Genomic DNA, 26,209 nt, shown 5'->3' with positions numbered 1-26,209 from the left:
ATGTGGCAGTGGGCCCATCTGCTGGGGTTCAACCTCTACTGGTTGCTGGCGGTGAAGTGGCAGCAGCCGGGCCCGCTGTTGGCACTGCTGCTGCTTCATTTTCTTTTCTCCCCCCGCCGCTGGCACGACTGGCGGCTCATCCCGGTCGCTCTTGCCGGCAGCCTGCTCGATGCCCTGCTCTGGCAACTCGGGCTGTTTTATTTCAACAGCGGTTTTCCGCTCTGGCTGGTGCTGCTCTGGTGCGGCTTTGCTCTGACCCTCTCCCATGGCCTGCGCTGGCTGCGGCCCTTGCCGCGCTGGCAGCAGGGGCTGTTCGGCATGGTTGGGGGTGCCTCCTCCTATGTGGCGGGAGCCGCCATGGGGGCAGTACACTTACCTTGGGGCATCGGGATCAGTGCGGCACTGCTGGCGGTGATCTGGATGTGGTGGTTACCCGTACTCCTGTGGGTAACGGTCAAGCTGGAGGGTGAAGCGAGATGAACACCTTTTCGACCGACACCTTGTTGTTTTCCAAATGGACCAAAGAGAGCCGGCACGAGCTGACCGAGCGTTTCTATCTGGTGGTGGCCTGTCAGCGCGACGCGCAGGGGCAGCTGCAGCAGGTGGTGATGCAGGACATCAACACGCTGCTGGAACAGGAGATGGACTGGCATGAACTCGAAGATCCCGCCCATTGGCACATGGGGTGGAATTAGCCTGCTGCTGGCAGGCTTGAGCCTACCACTGACCCCTTTCGCCCAGACCGGGCAAGCCCTGGTTACTCCCTGGCAGCAGCTGCAGCCGGTCGGGCGCGGCGAGATGAGCTGGCTCTGGTTCAAGCTCTATGATGCCACCCTCTACAGCGAGAACGGCCACTATCGACCGGGTCACTATCCTCAGGCGCTCAGCCTCACCTACGCCAGAGCCATTGAACGGGACGATCTCTTGAGCGCCACTGCCGCCGAGTGGCAGCGACTGGGGCTGGGCAGCGAGCAGCAGCGCCAGGGCTGGCTTGGTCAGCTCGCCGTGCTCTGGCCCGATGTTCAGGCGGGTGACCGGCTTACCTTCTATGTCGACAGGGGCGGCGCGGGCCATTTCTGGTGGCGGGACAAGCCGCTCGGCACCCTCGCCGATCCGCAATTTTCGGCGGCTTTTCTTGCCATCTGGCTGGCACAAGGGAGCCGTGATCCGGCGCTCACCCGCCGCCTGCGGGGAGAGCGCTGATGCAGAAGGGATTCATGAAATACATTCACGCCTGTCGCTACCTGCTGTTGTTGCCACTGTTGCTGCTGGCTGGTTGCGGCAGCAGTCTGGAGGATTATCGCGGTCAGGGCCCTGAATGGGATCTCGCCCGCTTCTTCAATGGCAAGCTGACGGCGCACGGTCTGGTGACCGATCGCAGCGGTGAGGTGACCAGCCGTTTTCGGGTGGAGATGCGCGGGCACTGGCAGGGTGACAAAGGGGAGCTGTTCGAGCAGTTCTACTTTGATGACGGGCGCCAGCAGACCCGCACCTGGTTTTTGAGCAAGGGGGCGGATGGTCACTGGCGCGGCACGGCGGCCGACGTGGTGGGGGAGGCGGTAGGCAAGACGGCAGGCTTTGCCCTCAACTGGCGCTATCAGCTCGATCTGGTGCTGCCTGACGGCAGCGTGGTGCGGGTGAGTTTCGATGACTGGATGTATCTGCTGGATGAAGATCGCCTGCTCAACCGGGCTGCCATCAGCAAGTTCGGCATTCAGCTGGGGGAGGTGCTTCTCTACATCGAGCGGCAGCCTGAATGAGCCGCCTCGCCCGGCCGACAACAGGGATGATAGCCGTACTCTATCAATCAGTTAGATCTTAACTATTACCTTTTGAGTCTGATGGGTTCTAAGATGACCAGGTCGTCAAATCTGGAGGTGAAACATGAAGAGTCCGATTGGTCTTGATACCATTCAATCACAAGCGCTGGCCGCCGAGCTGAACAAGTTGCTGGCCAGCTACCAGATCCTTTACATGAACGTTCGCGGCTTCCACTGGAACATCCGCGGCAACCAGTTTTTCGAGCTGCACCTGAAGTTCGAAGAGATTTACAACGACCTGCTGCTGAAGGTCGATGCTCTGGCCGAGCGCATCCTGACCCTGGATGGCGTGCCGCTGCACAGCTTCAGCGACTACCTGAAAGTTTCCGCCATTCCCGAGCAGAAGGGGTTGCACGACGGTCGTGCCTGCGTCGAATCCCTGCTGGAGAGTTTCCGCGAGCTGCTGGTGGCCCAGCGCCGCATCCTGGGGCAGGCCGCCGATGCCGGTGATGAAGGGACTGCGTCCATTCTCTCCGACTATGTGCAGCAGCAGGAGAAACTGGTCTGGATGCTGCGAGCTTATTTAGCCTGATAGCCAATCATGCCGGACGCTGCGAAGTATGCCGGCTTGATGAAGCGAAGGGCTGGACCTGCCTGACCAGATGCCAGCCCAGCCCGTTCCATTATCGTGTTCTGTTGCAAACCTGAGTTGTCTCTCCTTTTATCCACCCGCTTGCCGCCCTGTTTGGGCGGCTTTTTTGTTTTTGATCTGCATCAATGAAAATTGAATTGGCAAATTGAATGCCTATTAAGTTCTGAGCCGTAGGAATAGAATCGCCACAAAACAAACAACTGAAATGTCCAATTGGGAGAGGCATGATGTTTTGTGTGCAATGTGAACAGACAATTCGTACCCCGGCAGGCAACGGCTGCGCCTATGCACAAGGTATGTGCGGCAAGACGGCTGAAACCTCGGATCTGCAGGATGTGCTGATCTATACCCTGCAGGGGCTCAGCGCCTGGGCGCTGGCCGCCCGAGAGCACGGCATCGTCGACAGCGAGATCGACGCCTTCGTGCCCAAGGCCTTCTTTGCCACCCTCACCAACGTCAACTTTGACTCCGCCCGCATCGTGGCCTATGTCAACCAGGCGCTGACCTATCGTCAGCAACTGGCCGCCAAGCTGGCACCGCTGGCGGTGCAGGCCGACACACTGCCCGCTGCCGCCCGTTTCGAGCCGGGTGCCGATCTGCTGGCCCAGCTGGCCCAGGCGCCGCAGACCGCAGTCAACCGTGGCAAGAACGAAGTCAACGAAGACATCATGGGGCTGCGCCTGCTCTGCCTCTACGGCCTCAAGGGCGCCGCTGCCTACATGGAACACGCCCGGGTGCTGGATCAGCAGGATGTCGGGGTAGCCGCCGAATTCCATCGCATCATGAGCTGGCTCGGTACGGATCCGAGCGATCTGGATCCGCTGTTCAAGTGCGCCATGGACATTGGCCTGCTCAACTTCAAGATCATGGAGATGCTGGATCTCGGTGAAACCACCGCCTTCGGCCACCCCGAGCCGACTCAGGTTCGCGTCACTCCGGTTCCGGGCAAGTGCATCCTGGTCTCCGGTCACGACATGGTGGATCTCAAGCTCATCTTGGAACAGACCAAGGGCACCGGCATCAATGTCTACACCCATGGCGAGATGCTGCCAGCGCTGGCCTACCCCTTCTTCAAGCAGTACCCGCACCTGGTGGGCAACTACGGCTCTGCCTGGCAGAACCAGCAGAAGGAGTTTGCCAACTTCCCGGGCGCGGTGGTGATGACTTCCAACTGCATCATCGACCCGAACGTGGGCAACTACTCGGATCGTATCTTCACCCGCTCCATCGTCGGTTGGCCGGGCGTGACCCACCTGGAAGGGGAAGATTTCTCCGCCGTGATCGCCAAGGCGCAAGCGCTGGAAGGCTTCAAGCACGTTGAGCTGGAACACTTCATCACCATCGGCTTTGCCCGCAACGCCCTGATGCAGGCTGCCCCGGCGGTGATCGACAAGGTCAAGGCCGGCGAAATCAGCCACTTCTTCCTGGTCGGTGGCTGTGACGGTGACCGTGCCGAGCGCGCCTACTACACCGAGTTTGCCAAGGCGATCCCGCAGGACAGCCTGCTGCTGACCCTGGGTTGCGGCAAGTACAAGTTCAACAAGCTCGACTTCGGCGACATCGGTGGCATTCCCCGTCTGCTGGACGTGGGTCAGTGCAACGATGCCTACTCCGCCATCCAGCTGGCGCTGGCGCTCTCCGAAGCGTTCGAGTGCGGTGTCAACGATCTGCCGCTGACCCTGGTGCTCTCCTGGTTCGAGCAAAAGGCCATCGTCATTCTGCTCACCCTGCTGGCACTGGGTGTGAAGGACATCCGTACCGGCCCGACCGCCCCGGCCTTCCTCACCCCGGCTCTGCTCAAGGTGCTGGAAGAGCAATTTGGCCTGAAAGGAACCACCACCGCAGAAGCCGATCTCGCAGAGATCCTGGCGGCCTGAGCGGCGCCACATCCGCCTTACACGCTCAGCATGTTGTAAGCCTTTGGCGAGCCTGATGGCTCGCCTTTTTTTAACGACCCCTTTCCAACATTTTTCAGCAAGAGGAGCCTTGCGATGACCTCCACCTCCCTCACCCTCAGGTGCATCGGCCGCCGGGCGGATACCCACGACGTGGCGAGCTGGCAGTTCGTGCCGCAGACGGGCAGCCTGCCCGCCGTGCTGGCCGGCCAGTGCGTGACGCTGCACACCGAGATTGACGGCCAGCCCCACTGCCGTGCCTATACCCTCTCTTCCAGCCCGCAGGATACCTGCTGGCAGGTCACCATCAAGGATGTCGGACTGGTCTCCCACCATCTGCATCAGACCCTGCAAGTGGGGGACGAGATCCGGGTGGATGGCCCCTTCGGCGACTTCAACCTGACTGCCTTGCCCTGCGAGCGGCCGCTGCTCTTGAGCGCCGGTTCCGGCATCACCCCCATGTGGGCCATGCTGCGTGACGAGCTGGCCAAACGGCCGGACGCCGACATCCGCTTCATTCACAGTGCCCGCTCGCCGGAGGATGTGATCTTCGCAGACGATTTGGCTGCGCTGGCCGCTGCTCATTCCGGCGTGCGCCACGCTTTAGTGCTGGAGAAAGTAGGGGATGAGGCGCCAACGGCTTATCCCTGGGTTGGCCGGCTCATACCGGAGATGCTGAGGGAATTGGCGCCAGATTTGCTCGCACGCCACGTCTATCTGTGCGGGCCTGCCCCCTACATGACCGCCGTCTGCACTATGCTGGCGGAGCTGGGACTGCCGGCAGCGCAGTTGTACCAGGAGTCGTTCGGCCTGCCTGCTGGAACATCGAGTGCGGCGCCAGTTGCGGCCGGCAGCGACCACTTCTGGCTGACCCTCAAAAAGAGCGGCAAGAAGGTGAAGATCCTGCCGGGTCAGACCCTGCTGGCGGCGCTGGAGGGGGCGGGGGAGACCATGATGGCAGCCTGCCGCGCCGGGGTGTGTGGGGCCTGTCGCTGTACCACGGAGGGCGAAATCGAGCGCCAGAGCGTGATGACCCTGAGTGCACAGGATCTCGAGCGCGGGGTGGCACTGGCCTGTTCCTGCACCGCCAGCGGGGATGTCAGCGTCGACTATTGAGGGGGTCATGAGCATCCCGCTCTTTTCGCAACAGGGCCGGGCGGGTAGACTCAGCTCCAGTTTCAGTCGAACGCGGGATATAAAATGACAATTCTGGTCACAGGGGGCGCCGGCTATATCGGCTCCCATACCCTGGTTGAACTCTTGAATGTCGGGCTGCAGGTCGTGGTGCTGGACAACCTCTCCAACTCCTCCCCCGAATCGCTCAAACGGGTCGAGCGGATCACCGGCAAGCCGGTCATCTTCGTCGAAGGGGATGTGCTGGACCGGGCCTACCTGCAGCAGCTGTTTGCCACCCACCAGATCGAGTCGGTGATCCATTTCGCCGGGCTCAAGGCAGTCGGTGAGTCGAGCCAGATCCCGCTCACCTACTACCAGAACAACATCACCGGCACTCTGGTGCTGTGCGAAGAGATGGCCAAGGCAGGCGTATTCCGGCTGGTGTTCAGCTCCTCGGCCACCGTCTATGGCGATCCGGCCTCGGTACCACTGCGGGAAGATTTCCCCACCAGCGCCACCAACCCTTATGGCCGTTCCAAGCTGATGGTCGAAGAGATCCTGCGCGATCTCGCCAAGTCCGATCCCCGCTGGGCCATCGTGCTGCTGCGCTACTTCAACCCGGTCGGTGCCCACGAGAGCGGCCTCATCGGGGAAGATCCCAACGGCATTCCCAACAACCTGCTGCCCTATATCAGTCAGGTCGGTGTGGGCAAGCTCAAGGAGCTGGGGGTGTTTGGCAACGACTACCCGACGCCGGACGGTACCGGGGTACGCGATTACATCCACGTGGTGGATCTCGCCATCGGTCACCTCAAAGCGCTGGCGCGCATCGCGTCGGATACCGGGGTCTTTACCTACAACCTGGGTACAGGTCAGGGCTATTCGGTGCTGGAGATGATCAAGGCATTTGAAGCGGCCAGCGGTCGCACCATTCCCTACCAGATCAAGCCCCGTCGCCCCGGCGACATCGCCGAGTGCTGGGCCGAACCGCACAAGGCCCGTGCCGAGCTGGGCTGGCAGGCCGAGCGTGGTCTGGAGCGGATGATGGTGGATACCTGGCGCTGGCAAAGCCAGAACCCGAACGGTTATGGCCCTGCTGCGAAGCCGTGATCAAGGGTCATGCGCTGCTCTTCGCTTTGCTGACAGCTTCTCGCGACGGCCCATCAGGCCTGATGGTTTGCAGCATGAATAGCAAAACGCCCCGGCATGCCGGGGCGTTTTTTTATGTGCCGGAGAGGGATTACTGAATGCTCTTGCCGGCGCGCACATCCTTGATGAAGCCTTTCAGGCTGGCCAGATCACGGGGGGCGCCGCGCAGGATCTGATCGCCGATGATGAAGGCCGGTGTGCCCGAGATGCTCATGGCTTCGGCCAGTGCCCGGTTGGTGCCGAGATTCTGATCGATGCTGCCATCTTTGATCTTGGCTTCAACCTTGCTCCAGTTGACGCCGGCTGCTTCCGCCAGCTGCTTCACCTGTGCCTCGTCGGCCAGCGGGCCCTGATGGGCGTAGAGCTTCTCGTGGAAGGCTTGGTACTTGTCGGGCTGACCCAGCTGTACCGCCAGGGCGGCGCGGGCGGCTAAGTAGGAGGTCTCGCTCAGGATCGGGAACTGCTTGTAGATGTAGCGAATGTCCTTGTCTTCCGCCAGCAGCTGCTTGATCAGCGGGTGAGCGCGTTTGCAGTAGCCGCAGTTGTAGTCGAAGAATTCGACCACGGTCAGGCTGCCCTTGGGATTGCCGCTCTCCGGATCCTGGTTGCTATAGAGCTGCTTGGCGTGTGCCTTGATCAAGGTCTTGTCGCTCTCGGCCTGCTGGCTCTCTTGCTTGGCGCGCAGGGCATTGGACATTTCGACCAGAATTTCCGGGTTCTTGACCAGATAGTCGCGCACTATCTGTTCCACGTCGCTTTTGGTCAGTTCGCTCGCCTGAACCGGCGCCGCAAGCAGGGTGACACCCGTCAGGGCGCAAAGCAGGGCATGTTTGATTTTCATAAGTCCATCTTGCTGGGGATTTCGTGATGCTGACTATAGTGGGTGAGTCTGTTTTCAAGTCAAGTTATCTGGTTGAAAAAGCGCTGGTTATGCTCAAATTGGCGGCTTTGTGCGTCATTTAGCCCAATAAATCGGCAAACGAGCGGCGAGGGGATTTACAAGGGCGATCGCCATGGGTAATATTCGCCGCACTGTCGCGGAGGGGTGGCAGAGCGGCTGAATGCACCGGTCTTGAAAACCGGCGATGGGCGACCATCCGTGGGTTCAAATCCCACCTCCTCCGCCATTTATTCAGCCCAAAAGGCCATCCGAAAGGATGGCCTTTTTGCTATTCAAATCCTCGCTTTCATTCTGACTGTGGTCGGACAAGCCATCTTTATCACGTATATTCCGACGCTTGGCTAAAGCTCGCTGTTTTCCCGCCTGTTTTGCTCAGTGTTCACTGTCAGACCATCACCGGACAGCCAAGCGTATCGATCATCTCCGTCGGCCCTGATCTTCGCACTGGTCGGTGGGGATCTCGTCTCGCTGGCTCCTCAGCCACAACTTGAGCACCTTCTGTTGCGTGATGCAGGAAGGAGCTGAGGGTTGTTGACCACCGGTGAGGGAGAGAGCCATGGCAAATGTTGCAATGCTTAATATCCGTAGGGGTCACGACTGGTTGCTGGTGGAACGCTTGAGGTTTTCTGTAGCATTTCATTACAAAAATCACGGTTCGATAGCATAAAGTGTGGGAGAGTTCTGATTTTCCTATATGCCGGAGTGTGTCATCTGTTGACGCTTGTTAACATTCAGCATGTTTCCATGTTTGGCTAGCCTACCTTGTGCACAATCCTCATACCTCAGAGATGAATACCCTGCACGCGCTGGATCTCATCGGCCAGTTCGAGACGGCCGCTGACGAGCGCACCATAGTGACCCTGCTGCGCGAGCTGAGCGGTCGCATGGGATTCGACTATTTTCGCCTGGCCCTGATCTTTCCCAGTACCATCCAGCGCCCGGATGTCATCATTTTCAACGGCTGTCCGCAGGCCTGGGTGGATACTTACACCAGCAGCGGCTTCTTTGCCATCGACCCCATCGTCAAATGTGCCATGACCAGGAGCACCCCCATTCTGTGGGCCGATGTGGTGAACGATGAGGAGCGTTGTGATGAGCAGGGCCGGGAGGTGATGCAGCTGGCCAGCGAGTACGGCATTTGCGATGGCATCACCCTGCCCTGGCACGGTGCCAACGGTCATGTCGGCCTGCTCTCTTTTATCACCAGTACGCCTCGTACCAGCCAGCAATGGCTCTCTGCGGTGCCCTTTATCAGCTGGCTCTCCATGCATATTTTCGAGGCGGTGGCCCGGGTCTGTCTGGCCGGTCTGTCGCCGCACGATGCGTTGAGTTTGCGAGAGCTGGAGGTGTGTCGCTGGGCGGCGGAAGGCAAGCAGGTGAGCGATATTGCCCAGATCCTGGGGATCACTCCCCGTACCGTGACGTTTCATCTGAACAATGTGGTCAGCAAGCTGGGGGCCAGCACCAAGAGCCAGGCCATTTCATGGGCATTGAAGCAGGGGATGGTCAGGTTGAATGTGGAGATGGCGCTGGTCGCCAACGTGGATGAGAAGCAGTGATTATGTTTGTTGCAAGCAACTTGTTGCGTAGGTGGCGAGATGTTCCACTGCGAGTGCAAGAACTAATGGTGCAATAGTCTGTTGGTTGCAACTTTTTGCGCCATGTATCCGGTAGGACGGCTTACCTTTTACTTAATCCTTTGAAAAATAACTATAAAAAAGAGTGGCATGGTCGCTGCTAACTGGTTCGGTCGAGTGTCATTACCGTTCAACCAATCAGGAGCATACACATGCCAACTCCATGTTATATCAGCATCGAAGGTAAAACCCAGGGCAATATCACCGCTGGTGCCTTCACTTCCGATTCCGTCGGCAATATTTTCGTGCAAGGTCACGAAGACGAGATGCTGGTGCAAGAGTTCCAGCACGTCGTGACCGTCCCGACTGACCCGCAATCCGGTCAGCCTGCTGGTCAGCGTGTCCACAAGCCGTTCAAGTTCACCGTTGCACTGAACAAGGCCGTACCGCTGATGTACAACTCTCTGGCCTCCGGCGAAATGCTGCCGAAAGTGACCCTGAAGTGGTACCGCACCTCCGTCGAGGGCAAGCAGGAGCACTTCTTCTCTACCGTGCTGACCGATGCCACCATCGTTGACATCGACTGCCAGATGCCGCACTGCCAGGATCCGGCGAAGTCTGACTTCACCCAGCTGATCCAGGTCTCTCTGGCCTATCGCAAGATCAACTGGGAGCACACCGTTGCCGGTACTTCCGGTGCAGACGACTGGCGCGCGCCGATCGAGGCCTAACGCTCGATCTCTTATTGCCGTTATTCCTTGTAGTGCACCCTATGGCCTGACGATGGCAGTGTCAGCTGTCGTCAGGCCCGTGCAAGCTTTCTCCGACCTGTTCAGCTGGATGCGGTCGGAGCTTTTGTGTTTTGCCATATGGCTGCGAGGCGACCTTATTGCAAAGCACAACAGAGGCCAGTCGTCATGTGTTCCACCATTGCATCGTCCGGTGACGTGCTCATCGATCGCGATGGGCTTTTCCCATCTCTCGTGATTTCAGTCAGCTCTGGGCGTTCCCTCGGTGGCAAATTGGCGTCCCGGCAGGATGAGCCGCTGGCCCCTTACGATAAATCCGACAATCCCCTCCGTCCGCACAGCACCTCTGGTCGCCAGCGTACTTTGCGGTGTGGCGGCCAACTCATTGCCGTGACCGGTACCGCCGTCGGCTGCGGCGGCGTGGTGATTGGCTCAGGTAGCGGACAGGCAGGTTAAGGAGCGCTTCATGGCAGACAGCACAGGATTACAATTTACCGTTAAGGTGGGGGCCCTGCCCGAGAGCACCTTCGTTGTGGCCGAGTTTGCACTGGATGAAGCGCTGAACCGGCCGTTCAAGCTGCGCCTTGAGTTGGCGAGTGCCCAGCCCGACATCGACTTTGGCGCCGTGCTGGACCAGCCGTGCGAGCTGCTGGTGTGGTACAACGGCGAGCTGCAGCGCCGGGTCTGCGGGGTGGTGAGTGACTTCGCGCAGGGTGACAGCGGCTTTCGCCGCACCCGCTATCAGCTCATGGTGCAGCCGGCCCTGTGGCGGCTCTCTTTGCGCCAGAACGCCCGCATCTTCCAGGCGCAGAAGCCTGACGAAATCCTCTCCATCCTGTTGCAAGAGCACGGCATCACCGATTACGCCTTTGCGCTCAAAAACGAGCACGCCAAGCGGGAGTACTGCGTTCAGTACCGGGAAACCGACCTCGATTTCGTGAACCGCCTCGCCGCCGAAGAGGGGATGTTCTATTTCCACGAGTTTGAAGCGGGCAAGCACCGCATCGTGTTTGCCGACGACGCGGCTGCCCTGACGGCCGGCCCCGAGCTCTTCTTCAACCTCGGCAATCGTTCCCTCGAGCAAGGCCCCTATGTGCGGCAGTTCCACTACCGGGAGGCGGTGCGTTCGAGCGATGTGGAGCTCAAAGACTACAGCTTCAAGACCCCGGCTTATGGCCTCTCCCACAAGAAAGTGGGGGCGGAGCTTTCTCACCAGCGGGGTACCTACCAGCACTTCGATTTCCCGGGCCGCTACAAGCAGGACGGCAGCGGCAAGGCGTTTGCCCAGCACCGGCTGGATGCGCTTCGCAATGACGCGGTGGCGGGCCAGGCTAAGTCCAACTGCGCCGCCTTGCAGCCGGGGCAGAGCTTCTCGCTCACTGAACATCCCAACGGCAACCTCAACACCGACTGGCAAATCGTACGCATCCAGCATACCGGCTTGCAGCCGCAGGCGCTGGAAGAGGAGGGGGGAAGTGGCCCCACCGTCTACCACAACGAATTTAGCGTGATGAAAGCGAGCACCACCTGGCGCGCCCGCATCGGCAGCCCGGAGGCCCCTCACAAGCCGATGGTGGATGGCCCGCAAATCGCCATGGTGGTGGGCCCCGACGGGGAGGAGATTTACTGCGACGAGCACGGCCGGGTCAAGCTGCAATTCCCGTGGGACCGCTACGGCAGCTCCAACGACCAGAGCTCCTGCTGGGTGCGGGTCTCGCAAGGCTGGGCGGGCGGCCAGTACGGCATGATGGCTATCCCGCGCATCGGCCACGAGGTCATCGTCTCGTTTCTGGAAGGTGACCCGGACCAGCCCATCGTGACCGGTCGCACCTATCACGCCACCAACCGGCCGCCGTATGAGCTGCCGGCCAACAAGACTCGTACCGTGTTGCGCACCGAGACCCATCAGGGTGAGGGCTTCAACGAGCTGCGCTTTGAAGACCAGGCGGGGCAGGAAGAGATTTACATCCACGGTCAGAAAGACCTGAATGTGCTTATCGAGAACGATGCCGTCTGGCACATCAAGCACGACCAGCACACCGATATCGACAACGAGCGGGTGACCCGCATCAAGGCCAACGACCATCTGACGGTGGAGGGCGAGAAGCGTGACCAGATAAAAGCCGACTACTCGCTGACAGTGGATGCCAGCCTGCACCAGAAGCTGGGGCAGTCCCTGTTGGTGGAGGCGGCCAGTGAAGTACACCACAAGGCGGGCATGAAGATCGTGATGGAGGCTGGTGCTGAGCTGACCCTCAAGGTGGGCGGCAGCTTTGTGAAGCTGGATGCCGGTGGTGTCACGCTAAGCGGTGGCTCCATCAAGATGAACTCCGGCGGCAGTCCCGGCTCGGGCTCCGGTTGGGCGGGTCAGATGCCCGGCTTGCCGGGGGCCGTCAAAGTACCACCCGCACCACCAGCCACTATCCCGGCGAGCGCCATTCAAAAGAGCATGGAGTCCATGGCACCGCTGGCCAAGCCTTGTCCAGCCGCTCCACTACCTGTACCACCTCCGCCTGCCGGGGGCCCACCAGCTCCACCGCCCGCCCCACCCCAGCTTGCCGGAGGCCCAATGATGCCACCGCCGCCGCTACCCGTTGCGGCCACAGGGGAAGGCAAAAAGCCGGCAAAGAAGTGGGCGACGGTAGAGATATCCAAAGCGGATGAAGCACTTAGATACTATTCGGCGCAAGGGTACACATTGCTCAATAACTATTTGCGTGATCGCCCCTACAAGCAGCGAGAGGCCATCGATACCCTGCTTAGTCGCAGCTATTTGAATGATGAGCCTACATCTGCGAGTGAGTTTGACCAGGCAATGAAGGCCTATGTTGCCGATGTGGAGGCTGGTCTGGCGAAATTGCCGGCTTCACCTGATTTGTCTTTCGTCTACCGGGGCCTGGCGCTGGACAAGCCGGAGCTTGCAGCCCTGAAAGATCAGTTCACAGGGGTGGGCAATATCGTTGTTGAGTCAGGATTCATGAGTACCTCACCGGACAAGGCCTGGGTCAACGATACCTTGTTGAAGATCCGCCTGCCTGCCGGTCATGGTGGTCGTCTGTTGGGAGACGCAGCACACTTCAAGGGGGAAGCAGAAATGCTGTTTCCGACCCAGACCAGACTCAGGGTCGATCGAGTGGTTTCCTCCATGAGCGGAGATTTTGACTCCTTGCTCAATACGATTCCAACTTCTGACAATGCATCGGATAACCGCAGCAGGATCAAGCGACTGATTGAGGTTTCCGTATTATGACGTTATCTGATTGGCTCGCTGGCAAGCAAGCGGGTGAAATATATGCCGTCATCGATGGAGCACTAGCGGCGTCAGCCGTGGCAGATTTCTATACCTATGACGGAGAGAATGCCAATCCACTTTTTGCCGGTACCGCTTTCGATGAGCAGTCTGCGTTGGGGCCCTGGTTGCTGCCAGCGCCTTCCGCTGAGTTCATGATGGCCAATCCCGCCCTGAGCGGCTTCTACCTGATCAGCGACCAATCAGTGGAGCTGATCCGCCGCCATTGGCAGAGCCTGATAGAAGCGATACGGGAGGGAGAAGCTGCCTGGTTCCGTTTCTCTGACCCACGCATTTTCTTGCCCATGCTCAGCGCCATGACCCCTGATGAACGCGATAGTGTGCTGGGGCCCTGTTCCGGGCTCTGGATCCATGGCAAGGTCTTCTCTCGCACGCCTCATGCCCGGTTCCAACCCGCATTGCAAACCCCCTGGTTTCATATCCGGCCTCATCATCTGGCTGGGCTCTACGACGAAAACCGTCATGCCTACATCTTGCGGCGGCGGTTATGGCAGACCATGACGGCTATGATGGAGCGCCACCCTGACCCGGCTGGGGCCATTTTACCCATACTCAAACAGGCCAATTTGGATGGGCTGCAAGAGGATGTGCGCGATGGTGTGGTGGCTGGCGTCTTGACCTTGCAGGCCAATATGCCTCTTGAAGAGATACGGGGGCCTTTGATGCTGACCGACGATGAGCTGGTTCAGGTAGCCAAATGGCTGAACAAACATCACGAATTGACAGGAGTATCCTGATGGCGGCAGATCCCCATTGTATCCCTTGTGAACGTTATGATAACTGGATAGAGGTAGACATTCGCGATGAGCACAACCGTTCGTTCAAGGGGCTCAAGGCCACTTTGACTGACGAAACAGGCAAGTCAGAGACGATCACCCTGAAGGATGGACCCACCCTGGTGCGAGGGTTTGCAGTTGGCCCGGTGACAGTAAAAATCGAGACGCCAGCCTGGCTCAAGGCGGCGCAGTCCCGTGAGGCCCTCAAGGAGGGTGAGACCACACAGGTACCCGCCTATACAGACAAGTTACTCGGGCACTGCGACGTCAAACGAGAGCATATCAAGGTGACCACCGGCGATCTCTGCCTCACCGAACCAGAACAGCCGCTACCGAAAGGACATCAGGCAGGACAGGCTCAGCCTACTCGCTTTTTCACCAAGCATTCCTATGTGATTGCAGTTAAAGGCTATCAGATCAATATCTTGCGGATTGGGGTGTTTTTTGACGGCACGGGTAACAACACCCACAACGCCCAGGCGGGGTTGCAAAAAGTAGAGCAGTGGCTTCTGGAAACCTGCTCAGATCCGGCGCAGCGGGAGAAAGAGTTACAGGGCTGCCAGATGGGGCAAAGCCCGGTTGAAGGGAGTTCGGCTAACGACGTAACCAATGTTTGGAAACTTAATGACCAATATTTATTTGGCGCAGAAACGTTGAGTGCGAGAGCCTATATCAGTGGTATTGGAACTCGCGATCCTATTGCGGGAAAAAATGGCCCTAAATATCGTTCGGACGATACCCTGACCCAAGGCTTTGATCTCGATTTTGGTGGAGAAAACACCTCCATCATTGGAAAGGTGACGCAAGCTTGCACAGATACAATTCTGATGGGGATTCAAGATGATCTCCGTGATGTTTTACCAAGTATCGGCTGCATCCATCGCATCGTATTCGATGTTTTTGGCTTTAGTCGGGGCTCTGCTGCTGCTCGCCATTTTGTCAATACTATCGACCAAAAATCCGATCATCCATTGGTGCAGGCTATGGCGAATAGCCCGGATATTCGCCTTAAGGCAGGATTTGATTGGGCTAGCCGCGACGATGTGCGCTTTACCTTTGTGGGGCTGTTCGATACCGTTGTTTCCTCTTACAACCGCAGTGTCAATATTCAACTCAAAGCAGATTGTGCAGAGCGGGTGGTACATCTCACCGCGTTGGATGAAGTTCGCAAATACTTCCCGCTATCACGCATTACAGAAGATGCTGCCGGCACCAGCACTCCTGCTAACTTTACTGAACTGGCGCTACCGGGGGCTCACTCTGACATAGGTGGTGGTTATTATAGCCGTTGGAGCTTGAGCAATCCCAACAGCGATCCAGCCCTGGTCGAGTGCATTGAGTTGGAGCGTTTTATGAGTGTTGAAACTGTTACAACACCAGATGCCGAGAGCAGTGCCTATCAAAAAGCCAAGGCATATGCTGAGGAGAAACGAACGTTGGGCTGGGTCACTCGTATCAACCCCAACCTGCCTCGTGGCGCCGTGCCACCGCTGGGAGCGATCAGTCTGAAACCTTACTCCTTCCGGCGTCCCGAGGGGAAAAATGGCACAGGCCCCGGGAAAAAGTCGGTCTATGTAGAAGTGCTGATGAGCAGGGTAGTTGAGGGAGAATACTCCCGTATTCCGTTACATATGATGGTTGAGGCGGGCCGGGCTGTGGGGGTGCCGTTTAAAGCGTGGATGCCGGATGATAGAGCATTGCAGCTTGAGCCGCTCTCTATCAAGCGGCCAGAGGCTGACTTGAAGGCGCTGGATAAACTTTGGGCCTTATCTGCTATCGAACAGAAGGTCGCCAAGAACTTGACCCATAAATTATCGCCCGATGTTTACCGCGCCTTGCGTCGTGACTATCTCCACCACAGTGCCAGCAATAAGGGCATTGCAAATCCGGCCCATACCAATAAAGACGAAACGAGTATTAGTAAAGAGAGGCGCGAGCTGATAGGAAACAAGGTGTCATGATGTTAAAACGATGGATATTAGTGCTTGGCCTGCTTTGTCCTCTGTTGGCTTGTGCTGCGAATACACAGATCAAACCTTTTTCTTGGCGTTATGGTACAGGCTCTAATATTGACAGTTTTTGTACAACCAAAGCAGAGTTTTACTGGCAAGGTAAGAAGGTGGTGGGTTATCCAGGAGGGGGCTGCAACGCTGGCGTTCGTCAGAGTAAACTTATCAATAAAAAGTATTACTGGGCTGGTGGTGGAGGACTGCCTACAGACGGTGTACCCGTACCCGATAAAGCAGTGATTGAGATGGTTTCGTTCCATGATCGCAAGCGCTACCGCATCAAAGTGGATTTACCTATCGATCTAGAGCAGAAAATGCGTCAGGTGTATTTGGTTGAAGGGCGTTATGATAGACGAAATCGCCTCTATTTTGGTTTGGCCCCTGGTGGTTATTTCGAGGTCATATTAACCGGAGGAGGATTGCAGCTCAGCCCTGACCTACTGCTTGTCCGCGGCATAGCCGAAGAGGTAACCGATGATTGGTATGATCAGAAAGTACCGATAGTGCGCCAATATGGAATGGATGATTTTGATAAGAAATATGGCGCGTTATTCAAGCAATACCCAGTTCCTAGCGGGATGGATTGGGCTCCCATCATGGATGCCTACCGTGCTACCCAACCCGTCACCGATGTGAATCCTGTGTCTGAATAGCCACTCGTTTCATCTCAACCGGCGATAAAGGTGAGTTGAATTACTCAGCAGGCCAATATTTGTTCGCGAAATAATACGGTGCCAGAACCCCCATCAGCTTATGCCGATGGGGGTTTTTGTTTGTCTTTCAATGATGGCCGGGGATCAGCCCAATCAGATGCTGCAGGCTTTTCTGACGGGGATGCCGGCGAGTGGCGAGGCTGATGCGGGTAGTGAGCGGCTCATCTGCGATGGGGTGATAGCTGACGCCATGGGGGTGCAGCTCGCTGACCGAGCGCGGGATGATGGCGACACCGAAGCCGGCCTGCACCATGCCGACGGTGGAGATCACCTGTGGGCTCTGGCTGCCGAAGTGGGGACTGAAGCCGGCCCGTTGGCAGCGCTGGGTGATGGCGTCATGCAGCCCGGGCCCGAGCTCGCGGGGGAACAGGATGAAGGGATCCTGCGCCAGCGCCTCGATGGGGATGGCGCCACTGCCGGCTAGCGGATGGTGCGGGGGGAGGGCGATCAGCATCTCCTCCTCGTCGATGAGGTGGTGGGCCAGCGCCGAACTGCTGCTGCAGGGCAGGCGCAGGATGGCGGCATCCAGCTCCTCGCTCACCAGATCGCGCACCAGATTGGGCATGCTGTTCTCGATGGGGTGCAGGCTGACCTCCGGCCAGGCCTGACGAAAGTCGTGGATGAGTTGCAGCACGCTCGGGTGCAGCACGGTGGAGCCGGCAAAGCCGAGGCGCAGCGAACCCAGCTGGCCGCGAGCGATGCGCCTGGCCTTCTGCATGGCCTGCTCGGTCTGCGCCAGTATCCCCTTGGCATCCTGATAGAGGCTCAGCCCTGCCTCGGTCAGCTCCACACTGCGGGTCAGCCGGTGAAACAGCGGCGTGCCCACCTCCTGTTCGAATTTGCGGATCTGCTGGCTGAGCGGCGGCTGGGCCATGCCCAGCGCCTCGGCAGCGCGGGTAAAGCTCTGTTTGTCTGCCACGGCCACCAGGTAGCGCAGGTAACGGAATTCCATATCTGGTACGTCTCGAAGCTGATGGGTTTGGATATTGGTATCAAACTGTGATCTTGGTCACTATTGAATCCTGATTTGCCAACCTAACAGGATTGGAGGTGAAATCCAAATGGAAACCAATTCATCATGTGACTGCGCCATCGAAATCAGCCAGCAGTTTGCCCGCTGGCAGGCTCGCCAGGGCGGCGGTGAGGTCTACCAGAGCTCCCTGATGAGTGCCCTGCTGGCGGGGGTTTACGAGGGGGAGACCACCATGGCCGACCTGCTGCGCCACGGTGACTTCGGCCTCGGGACCTTCAACCGGCTCGACGGCGAGCTGATTGCCTTCGAGCGCCAGATCCACCAGCTCAAGGCTGACGGCTCGGCCCGCCCGGCCCGCGCGGAGCAGAAGACCCCGTTTGCGGTGATGACCCACTTTCGCCCCTGCCTGCAGCGCCGCTTCGATCACCCCCTGAGCCGCGAGGAGATCCACCAGTGGGTGGATCGGTTGGTGGGCACCGACAACGTCTTCGTCGCCTTTCGACTCGACGGCCTGTTCGAACAGGCGCAGGTGCGCACCGTTCCCTGTCAGAGTCCCCCCTACAAACCCATGCTGGAGGCCATCGAGGCCCAGCCGCTGTTCTCGTTCAGCCAGCGCCGCGGCACCCTGGTGGGCTTTCGTTGCCCGCCCTTCGTGCAGGGGATCAACGTGGCAGGCTATCACGAGCACTTCATCACCGAGGATCGCCGGGGTGGCGGCCACATCCTCGACTACGCCATGGGCCACGGCCAGCTGCAGCTGTCGGTGGTGCAACACCTCAACATCGAGCTGCCTCGCAATCCGGCCTTTCAGCAGGCCGACCTCAATCCCGCCGATCTGGACCGCGCCATCCGCGCCGCCGAAGGCTGAGCCCTTCGCTAAACAAGGAGTGACATCATGGAAAATCAACACTGGGCCTGTGGGGCCGAACTGGTGGTGCGCCATCTGGAGGCGCAAGGGGTCAAGCAGGTATTCGGCATTCCCGGGGCCAAGATCGACAGGGTATTCGATGCGCTGGAGGACTCCCCCATCGAAACCATAGTGGTGCGTCATGAGGCGAATGCCGCCTTCATGGCCGCCGCGGTCGGCCGACTGACCGGCAAGGCCGGGGTGGCGCTGGTGACCTCGGGGCCGGGCTGCGCCAACCTCATCACCGGTCTTGCCACCGCCACCTCGGAAGGGGATGCCATGGTGGCGCTGGGCGGTGCCGTGCGGCGAGCTGACGGCCTCAAGCTCACTCACCAGAGCCTGGATACCGTCAGCCTGTGCCGGCCGGTCACCAAGTTCAGTGCCCAGGTGGGCACCGGCTCCGCCCTCTCCGAGGTGATGGCCAACGCCTTTCGCAGCGCCGAGCTGGGGCGGCCCGGGGCGGCCTTCGTCAGCCTGCCGATGGACATCATCAACGAGCCGGCCGATGGCGCCATTCTGGTGCCGAGCGCTATCCCCGAGCCGGGAGCGGCCGACGAGCGTGGCATCGATCGGGCGCTGAGCCTGCTGGCGCAGGCCCGCAAGCCGGTGGTGCTGCTCGGTCTGCTGGCCAGCCGGCCGGAGAACTCCCTCGCGGTGCGCGCCTTCCTCGACAAGAGCCGGTTACCGGTGACCGGGACCTATCAGGCGGCCGGGGTGGTGGATACCCACCATTTCGACGACTTTGCCGGGCGGGTGGGGTTGTTCAACAACCAGCCGGGGGACAAGCTGTTGCAGGATGCGGATCTGGTGGTCTGCATCGGTTACAGCCCCATCGAATACGACCCCGTGCTGTGGAATGGCACCGGCGAGCGTCAGCTGCTGCACATCGATGCGCTGCCGGCGGAGATCGACAGCAGCTACTGCCCGGCGGTGGAGCTGGTGGGTTCCATCAGCGCCAACCTGGCACGGCTGACCCGGATGCTGCACCAGCCGCTGGCGCGGGATCCGGCCATTACCGCGCTGCTCGGCGAGATCCGTGCCCAGCGCCATCAGCTCGCCGAACATGCCGGCCGGCTGGGGGGCACCCCCATTCATCCGCTGCGCATCGTCAAGGAGCTGCAGGACATCATCGGGCAGGACATGACCCTGTGCGTGGACATGGGCAGCTTCCACATCTGGATTGCCCGCTATCTCTACAGTTTCCGGGCTCGCCAGGTGCTCATCTCCAACGGCCAGCAGACCATGGGGGTGGCGCTGCCCTGGGCCATCGGGGCCGCCATGGTGCGGCCGGGGGAGAAGATCATCTCGGTGTCCGGCGACGGCAGCTTCATGCAGTCGAGCATGGAGCTGGAGACCGCGGTGCGGCTCAAGTCCAACATAGTGCACATCATCTGGGTCGATAACGGCTACAACATGGTGGCGATGCAGGAGGAGAAAAAGTACTGCCGCAGCTCCGGAGTGAGCTTCGGCCCCATCAACTTCAAGGCCTATGCCGAATCGTTCGGGGCAGCCGGGTTTGCCGTCACCTGCGCCGAGGATCTGCGACCCACATTGCGCGCCGCCATGGCGGTGAGCGGGCCGGCGGTGGTGGCCATCCCGGTGGATTACAGCGACAACCACCTGCTGATGGAGCAGCTCAGGCCCGAAATGCTCAGTTGAGCCGGATCTGAGGCGGGCTGCGAAGCGGTCCGCCCAACGCAGAGCGCCCCTTGCCAATCGGCAAGGGGCGCTCTGTCATTGCGAAAGGAAGAGTCCCTCAGGGCATGAGCGAGGGGGGCAACACCATGGGGCCGGCCACCGCACGGGCGGCTTCGTCGCCGCGCAGCACCCGCACCAGCTCGAGAGCGAACTCGATGGCGGTGCCCGGCCCCTGGCTGGTGATCAGGCGATGGGCCTGATCGGTCACCACCCGCACCGTGCTGAGCTGCGCCGCAGGGAGGCGGGCCTGAAAACCGGGATGGCAGGTGGCGCTGGCATCCCCCAGCAGATCGTGGTGCTGCAGCACCACGGCGGGGGCGGCGCAGATGGCTGCCCGCCAGCGCTGCGCTGCCGCCTGCGCCTTGAGCAGGGCGATGGCGCGCGGCGTATCGCGGATAACCTCGCTGCCGGGCAGGCCGCCCGGCACGACGATGGCCTCGAACACCTGGTCAGCCAGCTCGTCGAGGTGGCAATCCGCCACCAGCTGCACGCCGCGGGAGGCGCGGATCTGGCGCTGCCCGGCCGGACAACAGGAGGCGAGCACCACCTCGATGGCCCCGCGCACCAGGGTATCGACGATGGCGACCGTCTCGATCTCTTCCGACCCGGGGGCCACCAGTACCAGAACGCTCATCCGTTGCTCCTTGCGTTGGCGAGCCCGCCGGGCTCACTGCTTCTCTTTGATGGCCTGATAGAGACCCTGATTGACCGGCACCGCGATGCCGTGGCAGGCAGCCCGGGCCAGCAGGAAGCCGGTGATGGCCTCGATCTCGGTCTCGCGCCCCTGTTCCATGTCCTGATACATGGAAGAGTAATTGTCGGCGGTGAGCTCCACCACCGTCATGACCCGGCGCAGCAGTTCGTTGCTGCCGGTGGGCTGGCCTTCGGCCTGCATCACGTCGGCCACTTCCACGCAGATCTGCTGCAGGGCATCGGCAAAACGCGGACCGGCCAGCTCGCCATTCTTGAGCTTGTAGAGCGCGGTGAGCGGGTTGATGGCGCAGTTGACCGCCAGCTTCTGCCACTGGCGCGCCTGGATCTGTTCATCCCAGCCGGCCTGGCCGAGGGCGGCCGCCAGATCGTCAGCCAGGGCGGCGTGGGCTCTGGCCGCCTCGTTGACCGGGCCGAGCCAGGTTTCGCCCTTGCCGGTGTGGCGGAACACGAAGTGGCCGCTCTGCATGGCGCCGTGGCTGGTGACGCCAGCGATGATCGGATTGTGCGGGAACAGGGTGACTACCTGCTCGGCGATCCCCATGCCGTTGTGCAGCAGCACGATGGGCACGTCGGTCGCCAGCTGGCCCACCAGCGGCGTCAGCGCCTCGATGACCTGGCCGGCTTTGGTCATCACCAGCAGCCGTTTGATCTGGCCGGGCTGGCTGATGAAACCGCGTTCGATGTTGATGAGCTGGGTGTGGCCCTCCAGCGAGGTAAAGTCGATGCCCGGGTGCAGGGTGGAGCGGTGGCGCTCGCGCAGCAAGACGCGAGTGGCCTGGCCGCTTTGAGTCAACAGGGAGGCGAAGACGCCGCCCAGGGCGCCGCAGCCCAGCAGTGTCCATTGGGGGGAGGAGGTGTGTCGACTTTGTGTCAGGTTGTAATCGCGTGATCCGCTTGGCATGGAGAGACTCAATCAAGGTAGGGGCTGCATTCCAGTCAACCGCCTGCCGGGGATAAGTGAAGATGTCGCCTGGCGGACACCAGAAACGAGTTCATCATCTTGCTGCGAGGTCGTGATCAAGGCTTGTATGAGACTTGCTTATAGGGAACCGGCAGCTGGTGTATTCATATACACGGCGGCTCCTGCGCAGCACTTTACCTTGCGGACGACCTCTCGCGGCAGATCATGAACAGGTTCTAACGGGTCTCGCCATTCCTGTGCGCAGGGGATTCTAGCAGAGCAGCCCCATCGAAATCAGCAAATTTGCCGTAATTCTGGTAGATTTGCCCCCTTATAGCGCAACATGAGGAGCCCACTATGCCGTCATTCGATATTGTCTCTGAAGTCAAAATGAACGAGGTGTTGAACGCCGTCGACAACGCCAATCGTGAACTGGCGACCCGTTTCGATTTTCGTGGTGTCGAAGCCAGCTTCGAATTGAACAAGGAAGAGGTCAAGCTGGAGGCCGATGCCGATTTCCAGCTCAAACAGATGGTCGAGATCCTGCGCGCTGCCCTGCTCAAGCGCAACATCGAGAACAGCTCCATGGACGTGGGTGACAGCGTTCACTCCGGCAAGCGCTTCCACCTGACCGTGAAGTTCAAGCAGGGGATCGACAAAGAGATCGCCAAGAAGCTGGTGAAGCTGATCAAGGATTCCAAGATCAAGGTGCAGGCCGCCATTCAGGGTGACGAAGTGCGCGTCACCGGCAAGAAGCGTGACGATCTGCAGGAGACCATGGCTCTGGTGCGTGGCGCCGAGCTGGGTCAGCCGATGCAGTTCCAGAATTTCCGCGACTGATGATGGCCGGGGGAGGGCGCGGCTCTCCCCTGTTGCCGGCAGCAAGCCATAAAAAAACCGGAGCAGCTGCTCCGGTTTTTTGTATCCCTGATACCCGTTCTATTAGAACTTGTAGGTAACGGAGAAGTAGTGGCTGAAGCCAGAGCTCTTCCACGGGGTACCGTCGTAGGCAGTGGAGCCATCTTTGGTGCCGTAGGCATCCATGAAGTACTTCAGGCCGTAACCGACAGCGTAGCGATCGGAGTGCCAGTAGATACCGTGGAAGGTAGCCAGGTTGTCGCTGGTACGGTCAGCACGGTTGTGGGTGTCCAGATCGAAGGCGTAGTCCAGGTAGCCCTGGTAGGAGACGAAGCTGCCGTTGCTGAAGGTGTAGAAAGGCTTGAACCAGTTCATGGCGAACCAGTAACCGTTCCACTCACCCTCTTCTTCGGTGAAGAACTGGTTTTCGGTGGCGTGACGAGCATACAGGTTCATGCCCACTTTGCCGAACCAAGGCACTTGTACATCAGCACCCAGACCGATCATGTTCTCCATCTGGTTGTCGCCGATGTTGTTCAGGGAGGCGATGTAGACCTCTTGCACCGGACCAAAGGAGAGATCTTTACCAGTCAGCGCATCCAGAGACATACGCGGCGCAAACTTCATGAACAGGTTCTGACCCTTGTGCTTGTCGCTGTGACGGGAGTCGAAGATATCGAAGACGTCGACGTAACCGTACAGGTCAAACAGGCCGGAGCGACCACCGAATTCCATTTCGAAGTAGGTGTCGTTGTAATCTTCAGCACCGGTGGTGAAAGGACGTTGGTCGATGGTGTGCATGACGTTGAACTGCATCCACTTGTAGTCATTCTTGTGGATGTCACCGCTGTAGTCAGCAGCGAAGGCCGGGGTAGCGGCGGCAGCCAGCAGACCGGCAGCGATCAGAGTCTTGGTAAATTTGGCCATTTTATTGGTCTCTTGTGCGTTAGTTGAGGTTTTCCGTAGCCTGCCCACAAGGAGCGGAAGGGATTCTAGCCAAATAAATTCATCGGAGAAACCAGCACCGGGGAACTTTATTCGGAAGTGTGAATCTAATCACCCCCAATTTTACGCAAACGCTTGCTATTTATCCGATTGCGAGAGCAAGGATCTTCCTCGTTTGGCAACCAGCACGATCAGGATCAGCACCGGAATACCGAGCAGGCTGGTGCTGATGAAGAAGCTGCTGTAGCCGAACTGTTCGACAAAACGGCCGGAAAAACCCGCCAGCAGCTTGGGCAGCAGCAGCATGACCGAGCTGAACAGGGCGTACTGGGTGGCGGAGAAGGCCACGTTGGTCAGGCTCGACAGATAGGTCACGAAGGCGGCCGTGGCAATGCCGGCGCTGAGGTTGTCCAGCGAGATGATCAGGGTCAGCAGCTCGAGGTTGTGGCCCACCTCGTTGAGCAGGGCGAACAGCAGATTGGTGCTGGCGGTGAGCAGGGCGCCGAGGAACAGAATGCGCAGGGTGCCAAAGCGCATCACCAGCACGCCACCCAATGCGGCCCCCACCAGGGTCATGATGACCCCGTACACCTTGGTGATGGTGGCCACCTCGGTCTTGCTGAACTGCATGTCCACGTAGAAGCTGTTGGACATCACCCCCATCACCACGTCCGAGATGCGATAACAGGCGATGAGCCCGAGGATCAGCAGGGCAGAGCCGCCGTAACGGCGGAAGAAGTCGGCAAACGGACACCAGATGGCTTCGTGGCTCCAGGCGCCGAGCCCGGCCAGCGAGGCGGGCCAGCCACGAGCGAGCAACAAGGCCTTGTGGGCCGCCTGCTGCTCATTCTGGCTGGCAAGGTCGATCACCGGTTCATGACAACAGAGAGTGGTGATGACGCCGAGGGACATCAATCCCGCCATCAGCAGATAGGTGAGTCGCCAGCCGTTGTAGTCATAACCGCTGTTGCTGCCGAGCCAGGCCGCCAGCGCCAGTGCGCCGGCGCCGGCCATGATCATCGCCAGCCGGTAACCGGTCATGTAGGAGGCTGCCATGGCTGCCTGCAGCCGCTCGGGGGCCGACTCGATGCGATAGGCGTCGATGACGATGTCCTGGGTGGCAGAGGCAAATGCCACCAGCAGGGCGAATAGGGCCAGCTGGGCGAGCTGGGTCTTGGGATCGCAGAAGGCCATGCCCACCAGCGAGGCGGCGATCAGCAACTGGGAGAACAGCATCCAGCTGCGGCGCCGGCCCAGCCAGCGGGAGAGCAGCGGGAGCGGCAGCCGATCCACCAGCGGTGACCACAGCCACTTGAAGCCGTAGGCCAACGCCACCCAGCTCATGTAGCCGATGTCGGTCAGGCTGACATCCGCTTCGCGCAGCCAGAACGACAGGGTGCCGAACACCAGCAGCAGCGGCAGGCCGGAAGAGAAGCCCATGGCAAACAGGATGAGAACCCGAGTCTCAAGGTAGACGGCGAGCGAGTCTCGCCAGCTCGGTGTACGGACAGTGTTCAAATACCTGACTCCTCTGGGAAAATTGCGCCATTTTGTCAGGTTCGAGAGGGATAGCCAAGGCAAGCCGGGGGTGGCGTTGCGCGATTCAGGGGCGCAGACCGATGCAGTGGCGCGGCAGCGGCCCGTCCGTGGTCAGGTAATTGGCGCACTCCATCAGCTGCAGGCGCAGCCAGACGTCGGCAATGATCTGCTGTTCATCCCATTGATGCAGGCTGTGCAGCAGGTGCCAGAATACCCCCTCCCGCTCGGAGGCCGGGGTCTTGTCGGCGGGAACCTGGGGCAGATCCTGCCAGTGGGACAACAACTGCCAGCTCAGATCTTCGAGCTGTTGATAGGGGATCTCTCGTGCCAGAAAGTGACGAACCGTCTGGGCCAGCGGGATGGCGTGCTGGGCGATGTAATCATTGCAGGTCACCGGAACCTCCTTCTCCTCTTGTGGGCCTAGTCCCGAACAGCGGGGCAAGGCCAGAGTATAGAAAGGGGCGCCGGCGACCCAGCGCGCGGGGTAGCGGAATGTGATCCGCTCCGCGTTATTTGTCTGCCAGCAGCACCACTTTCTTCAGGATGATGGGGCTGGTGGGAACGTCATTGGCACGCAGGATCGGGCTGTAACCGGTCTGCACCTGGGCCAGCTTGTCCAGCACCTCCATGCCCTGCACCACCTGGCCAAACACGGTATAACCGGCGCCGGCATTGGCGTTGAGGTTGTTGTTGTCGACCAGGTTGAAGTAGAACTGGCGAGTGGCACTGTCGACCGCCTGGGTGCGGGCCATGGCGATGCTGCCGCGCTTGTTGGGCAGGCCGCCCTTGGACTCGTTGACCACGGGATCGAAGGTCGGCAGTTGCTGGAACTGCTGGTTGTAGCCGCCCCCCTGCACCACGAAGTCCTGGATCACCCGGTGGAAGATGCTGCCGTCATAGCTGCCATCCGCCACGTAGCGCAGGAAGTTCTTCACCGTCTGCGGCGCCTGTTTGGACGCCAGCTCCACCACGATATTGCCGTGGTTGGTCTCCATCCTGACCTTGGGGCCGGCGAACGCCAGCGGGGCGATCAGCATGGCCAGTAACCAGAGTTTTTTCATCTATCC

26 protein-coding genes, 1 tRNA gene and 1 pseudogene are annotated in these 26,209 nt (G+C 59.8%); 20 read left to right on the top strand and 8 right to left on the bottom strand.

Annotated features, from left to right (window positions below; all coding sequences use genetic code 11):
• From OKC44_RS03515 to galE, 8 genes are all read left to right on the top strand, one after another.
• Positions 1-480 carry a DUF2878 domain-containing protein gene (locus OKC44_RS03515; RefSeq protein WP_270811061.1) on the top strand — a complete coding sequence of 160 codons (480 nt, stop codon included), beginning with the start codon at positions 1-3 and terminating at the stop codon, positions 478-480.
• Positions 477-695 carry a TIGR02450 family Trp-rich protein gene (locus OKC44_RS03510; RefSeq protein ID WP_011705034.1) on the top strand — a complete coding sequence of 73 codons (219 nt, stop codon included), beginning with the start codon at positions 477-479 and terminating at the stop codon, positions 693-695. Before OKC44_RS03515 ends, OKC44_RS03510 begins: the two co-directional genes overlap by 4 nt.
• Positions 652-1,203, top strand: a complete 552-nt coding sequence (locus OKC44_RS03505; protein WP_270811059.1) for a chalcone isomerase family protein — start codon at positions 652-654, stop codon at positions 1,201-1,203. Before OKC44_RS03510 ends, OKC44_RS03505 begins: the two co-directional genes overlap by 44 nt.
• Entirely contained in the window at positions 1,203-1,760 is a 558-nt protein-coding gene (locus OKC44_RS03500; RefSeq protein ID WP_270811058.1) for a DUF3833 domain-containing protein, read from the top strand. The genes OKC44_RS03505 and OKC44_RS03500 overlap by 1 nt, the downstream gene beginning before the upstream one ends.
• A 124-nt stretch (positions 1,761-1,884) precedes the next feature.
• Positions 1,885-2,352, top strand: a complete 468-nt coding sequence (locus OKC44_RS03495) for a Dps family protein (RefSeq protein WP_242795875.1) — start codon at positions 1,885-1,887, stop codon at positions 2,350-2,352.
• A 287-nt stretch (positions 2,353-2,639) separates the two neighbouring features.
• Positions 2,640-4,289, top strand: coding sequence for a hydroxylamine reductase (gene hcp, locus OKC44_RS03490; protein ID WP_118881748.1), 1,650 nt, complete (start codon positions 2,640-2,642; stop codon positions 4,287-4,289).
• A 114-nt stretch (positions 4,290-4,403) separates the two neighbouring features.
• Entirely contained in the window at positions 4,404-5,423 is a 1,020-nt protein-coding gene (locus tag OKC44_RS03485; RefSeq protein ID WP_270811056.1) for a hybrid-cluster NAD(P)-dependent oxidoreductase, read from the top strand.
• Between the two features lie 84 nt (positions 5,424-5,507).
• Positions 5,508-6,533, top strand: a complete 1,026-nt coding sequence (gene galE, locus OKC44_RS03480) for a UDP-glucose 4-epimerase GalE (RefSeq protein ID WP_270811054.1) — start codon at positions 5,508-5,510, stop codon at positions 6,531-6,533.
• Positions 6,534-6,663: 130 nt separating this feature from the next.
• Here galE and OKC44_RS03475 read toward each other — a convergent pair whose 3' ends face one another.
• Entirely contained in the window at positions 6,664-7,413 is a 750-nt protein-coding gene (locus tag OKC44_RS03475; protein WP_270811052.1) for a DsbA family protein, read from the bottom strand.
• A 198-nt stretch (positions 7,414-7,611) separates the two neighbouring features.
• Between OKC44_RS03475 and OKC44_RS03470 the strand changes: the two genes are divergently transcribed.
• The 9 genes and pseudogenes from OKC44_RS03470 (at position 7,612) to OKC44_RS03430 (ending at position 16,547) form a co-directional block, all read left to right on the top strand.
• Positions 7,612-7,699, top strand: a tRNA-Ser gene (locus tag OKC44_RS03470).
• A gap of 562 nt (positions 7,700-8,261) precedes the next feature.
• Positions 8,262-9,032, top strand: a complete 771-nt coding sequence (locus OKC44_RS03465; RefSeq protein ID WP_270811051.1) for a LuxR family transcriptional regulator — start codon at positions 8,262-8,264, stop codon at positions 9,030-9,032.
• Positions 9,033-9,262: 230 nt separating this feature from the next.
• Positions 9,263-9,781, top strand: coding sequence for a type VI secretion system effector Hcp1 (hcp1, locus tag OKC44_RS03460; protein WP_011705044.1), 519 nt, complete (start codon positions 9,263-9,265; stop codon positions 9,779-9,781).
• 186 nt (positions 9,782-9,967) lie between these two features.
• Positions 9,968-10,255 carry a hypothetical protein gene (locus OKC44_RS03455; RefSeq protein WP_270811049.1) on the top strand — a complete coding sequence of 96 codons (288 nt, stop codon included), beginning with the start codon at positions 9,968-9,970 and terminating at the stop codon, positions 10,253-10,255.
• 10 nt (positions 10,256-10,265) lie between these two features.
• Positions 10,266-12,176, top strand: a pseudogene (locus OKC44_RS03450) (type VI secretion system Vgr family protein); the annotation flags it as partial.
• A complete protein-coding gene (locus OKC44_RS03445; protein ID WP_333563235.1) occupies positions 12,171-13,049 on the top strand; it encodes an ADP-ribosyltransferase in 879 nt (292 codons plus the stop codon). The pseudogene OKC44_RS03450 and the gene OKC44_RS03445, both read left to right, overlap by 6 nt.
• A complete protein-coding gene (locus OKC44_RS03440) occupies positions 13,046-13,846 on the top strand; it encodes a DUF4123 domain-containing protein (RefSeq protein ID WP_270811048.1) in 801 nt (266 codons plus the stop codon). Before OKC44_RS03445 ends, OKC44_RS03440 begins: the two co-directional genes overlap by 4 nt.
• Entirely contained in the window at positions 13,846-15,846 is a 2,001-nt protein-coding gene (locus OKC44_RS03435; RefSeq protein ID WP_270811046.1) for a T6SS phospholipase effector Tle1-like catalytic domain-containing protein, read from the top strand. Before OKC44_RS03440 ends, OKC44_RS03435 begins: the two co-directional genes overlap by 1 nt.
• Positions 15,846-16,547, top strand: a complete 702-nt coding sequence (locus tag OKC44_RS03430; RefSeq protein ID WP_219281743.1) for a DUF2931 family protein — start codon at positions 15,846-15,848, stop codon at positions 16,545-16,547. Before OKC44_RS03435 ends, OKC44_RS03430 begins: the two co-directional genes overlap by 1 nt.
• 127 nt (positions 16,548-16,674) lie before the next feature.
• Here OKC44_RS03430 and OKC44_RS03425 read toward each other — a convergent pair whose 3' ends face one another.
• A complete protein-coding gene (locus OKC44_RS03425) occupies positions 16,675-17,559 on the bottom strand; it encodes a LysR family transcriptional regulator (protein ID WP_219281635.1) in 885 nt (294 codons plus the stop codon).
• A 109-nt stretch (positions 17,560-17,668) separates the two neighbouring features.
• Between OKC44_RS03425 and budA the strand changes: the two genes are divergently transcribed.
• Positions 17,669-18,448, top strand: a complete 780-nt coding sequence (gene budA / locus OKC44_RS03420; RefSeq protein ID WP_017787776.1) for an acetolactate decarboxylase — start codon at positions 17,669-17,671, stop codon at positions 18,446-18,448.
• A gap of 27 nt (positions 18,449-18,475) precedes the next feature.
• Entirely contained in the window at positions 18,476-20,146 is a 1,671-nt protein-coding gene (gene alsS / locus OKC44_RS03415; RefSeq protein ID WP_073349178.1) for an acetolactate synthase AlsS, read from the top strand.
• A gap of 97 nt (positions 20,147-20,243) precedes the next feature.
• Here the strand turns inward: alsS and OKC44_RS03410 are convergent, their stop codons facing one another.
• Together OKC44_RS03410 and OKC44_RS03405 are read right to left on the bottom strand one after the other, a co-directional pair.
• Positions 20,244-20,819: a DJ-1 family glyoxalase III gene (locus OKC44_RS03410; protein ID WP_270811041.1), complete on the bottom strand. Its 576-nt coding sequence runs from the start codon at positions 20,817-20,819 to the stop codon at positions 20,244-20,246.
• 33 nt (positions 20,820-20,852) lie between these two features.
• The gene (locus OKC44_RS03405) at positions 20,853-21,800 is read right to left on the bottom strand and encodes a ketopantoate reductase family protein (RefSeq protein ID WP_270811039.1); all 948 of its coding nucleotides are present in this window, start codon (positions 21,798-21,800) and stop codon (positions 20,853-20,855) included.
• 357 nt (positions 21,801-22,157) lie between these two features.
• On the opposite strand from OKC44_RS03405, the gene OKC44_RS03400 reads away from it, so the two are divergent.
• Positions 22,158-22,640, top strand: coding sequence for a YajQ family cyclic di-GMP-binding protein (locus tag OKC44_RS03400; RefSeq protein ID WP_016349839.1), 483 nt, complete (start codon positions 22,158-22,160; stop codon positions 22,638-22,640).
• A 102-nt stretch (positions 22,641-22,742) separates the two neighbouring features.
• Here OKC44_RS03400 and OKC44_RS03395 read toward each other — a convergent pair whose 3' ends face one another.
• From OKC44_RS03395 to OKC44_RS03380, 4 genes are all read right to left on the bottom strand, one after another.
• On the bottom strand, positions 22,743-23,585 hold the full coding sequence (locus OKC44_RS03395; protein ID WP_011705056.1) for a nucleoside-specific channel-forming Tsx family protein: 843 nt from the start codon (positions 23,583-23,585) through the stop codon (positions 22,743-22,745).
• A 156-nt stretch (positions 23,586-23,741) separates the two neighbouring features.
• Entirely contained in the window at positions 23,742-25,121 is a 1,380-nt protein-coding gene (locus OKC44_RS03390) for an AmpG family muropeptide MFS transporter (protein WP_017408629.1), read from the bottom strand.
• 85 nt (positions 25,122-25,206) lie between these two features.
• Entirely contained in the window at positions 25,207-25,536 is a 330-nt protein-coding gene (locus OKC44_RS03385) for a hypothetical protein (RefSeq protein WP_223950584.1), read from the bottom strand.
• A gap of 115 nt (positions 25,537-25,651) precedes the next feature.
• Positions 25,652-26,203, bottom strand: coding sequence for a peptidylprolyl isomerase (locus OKC44_RS03380; RefSeq protein WP_005303575.1), 552 nt, complete (start codon positions 26,201-26,203; stop codon positions 25,652-25,654).
• Between the last annotated feature and the right edge of the window lie 6 nt (positions 26,204-26,209).

The sequence above is a fragment of the Aeromonas sp. S41-2 genome, assembly GCF_027705845.1.
GTDB lineage: Bacteria > Pseudomonadota > Gammaproteobacteria > Enterobacterales > Aeromonadaceae > Aeromonas > Aeromonas hydrophila.
Note: the sequence above shows the minus strand (reverse complement) of the source record. Positions and strands in the feature narration are given on the sequence as shown.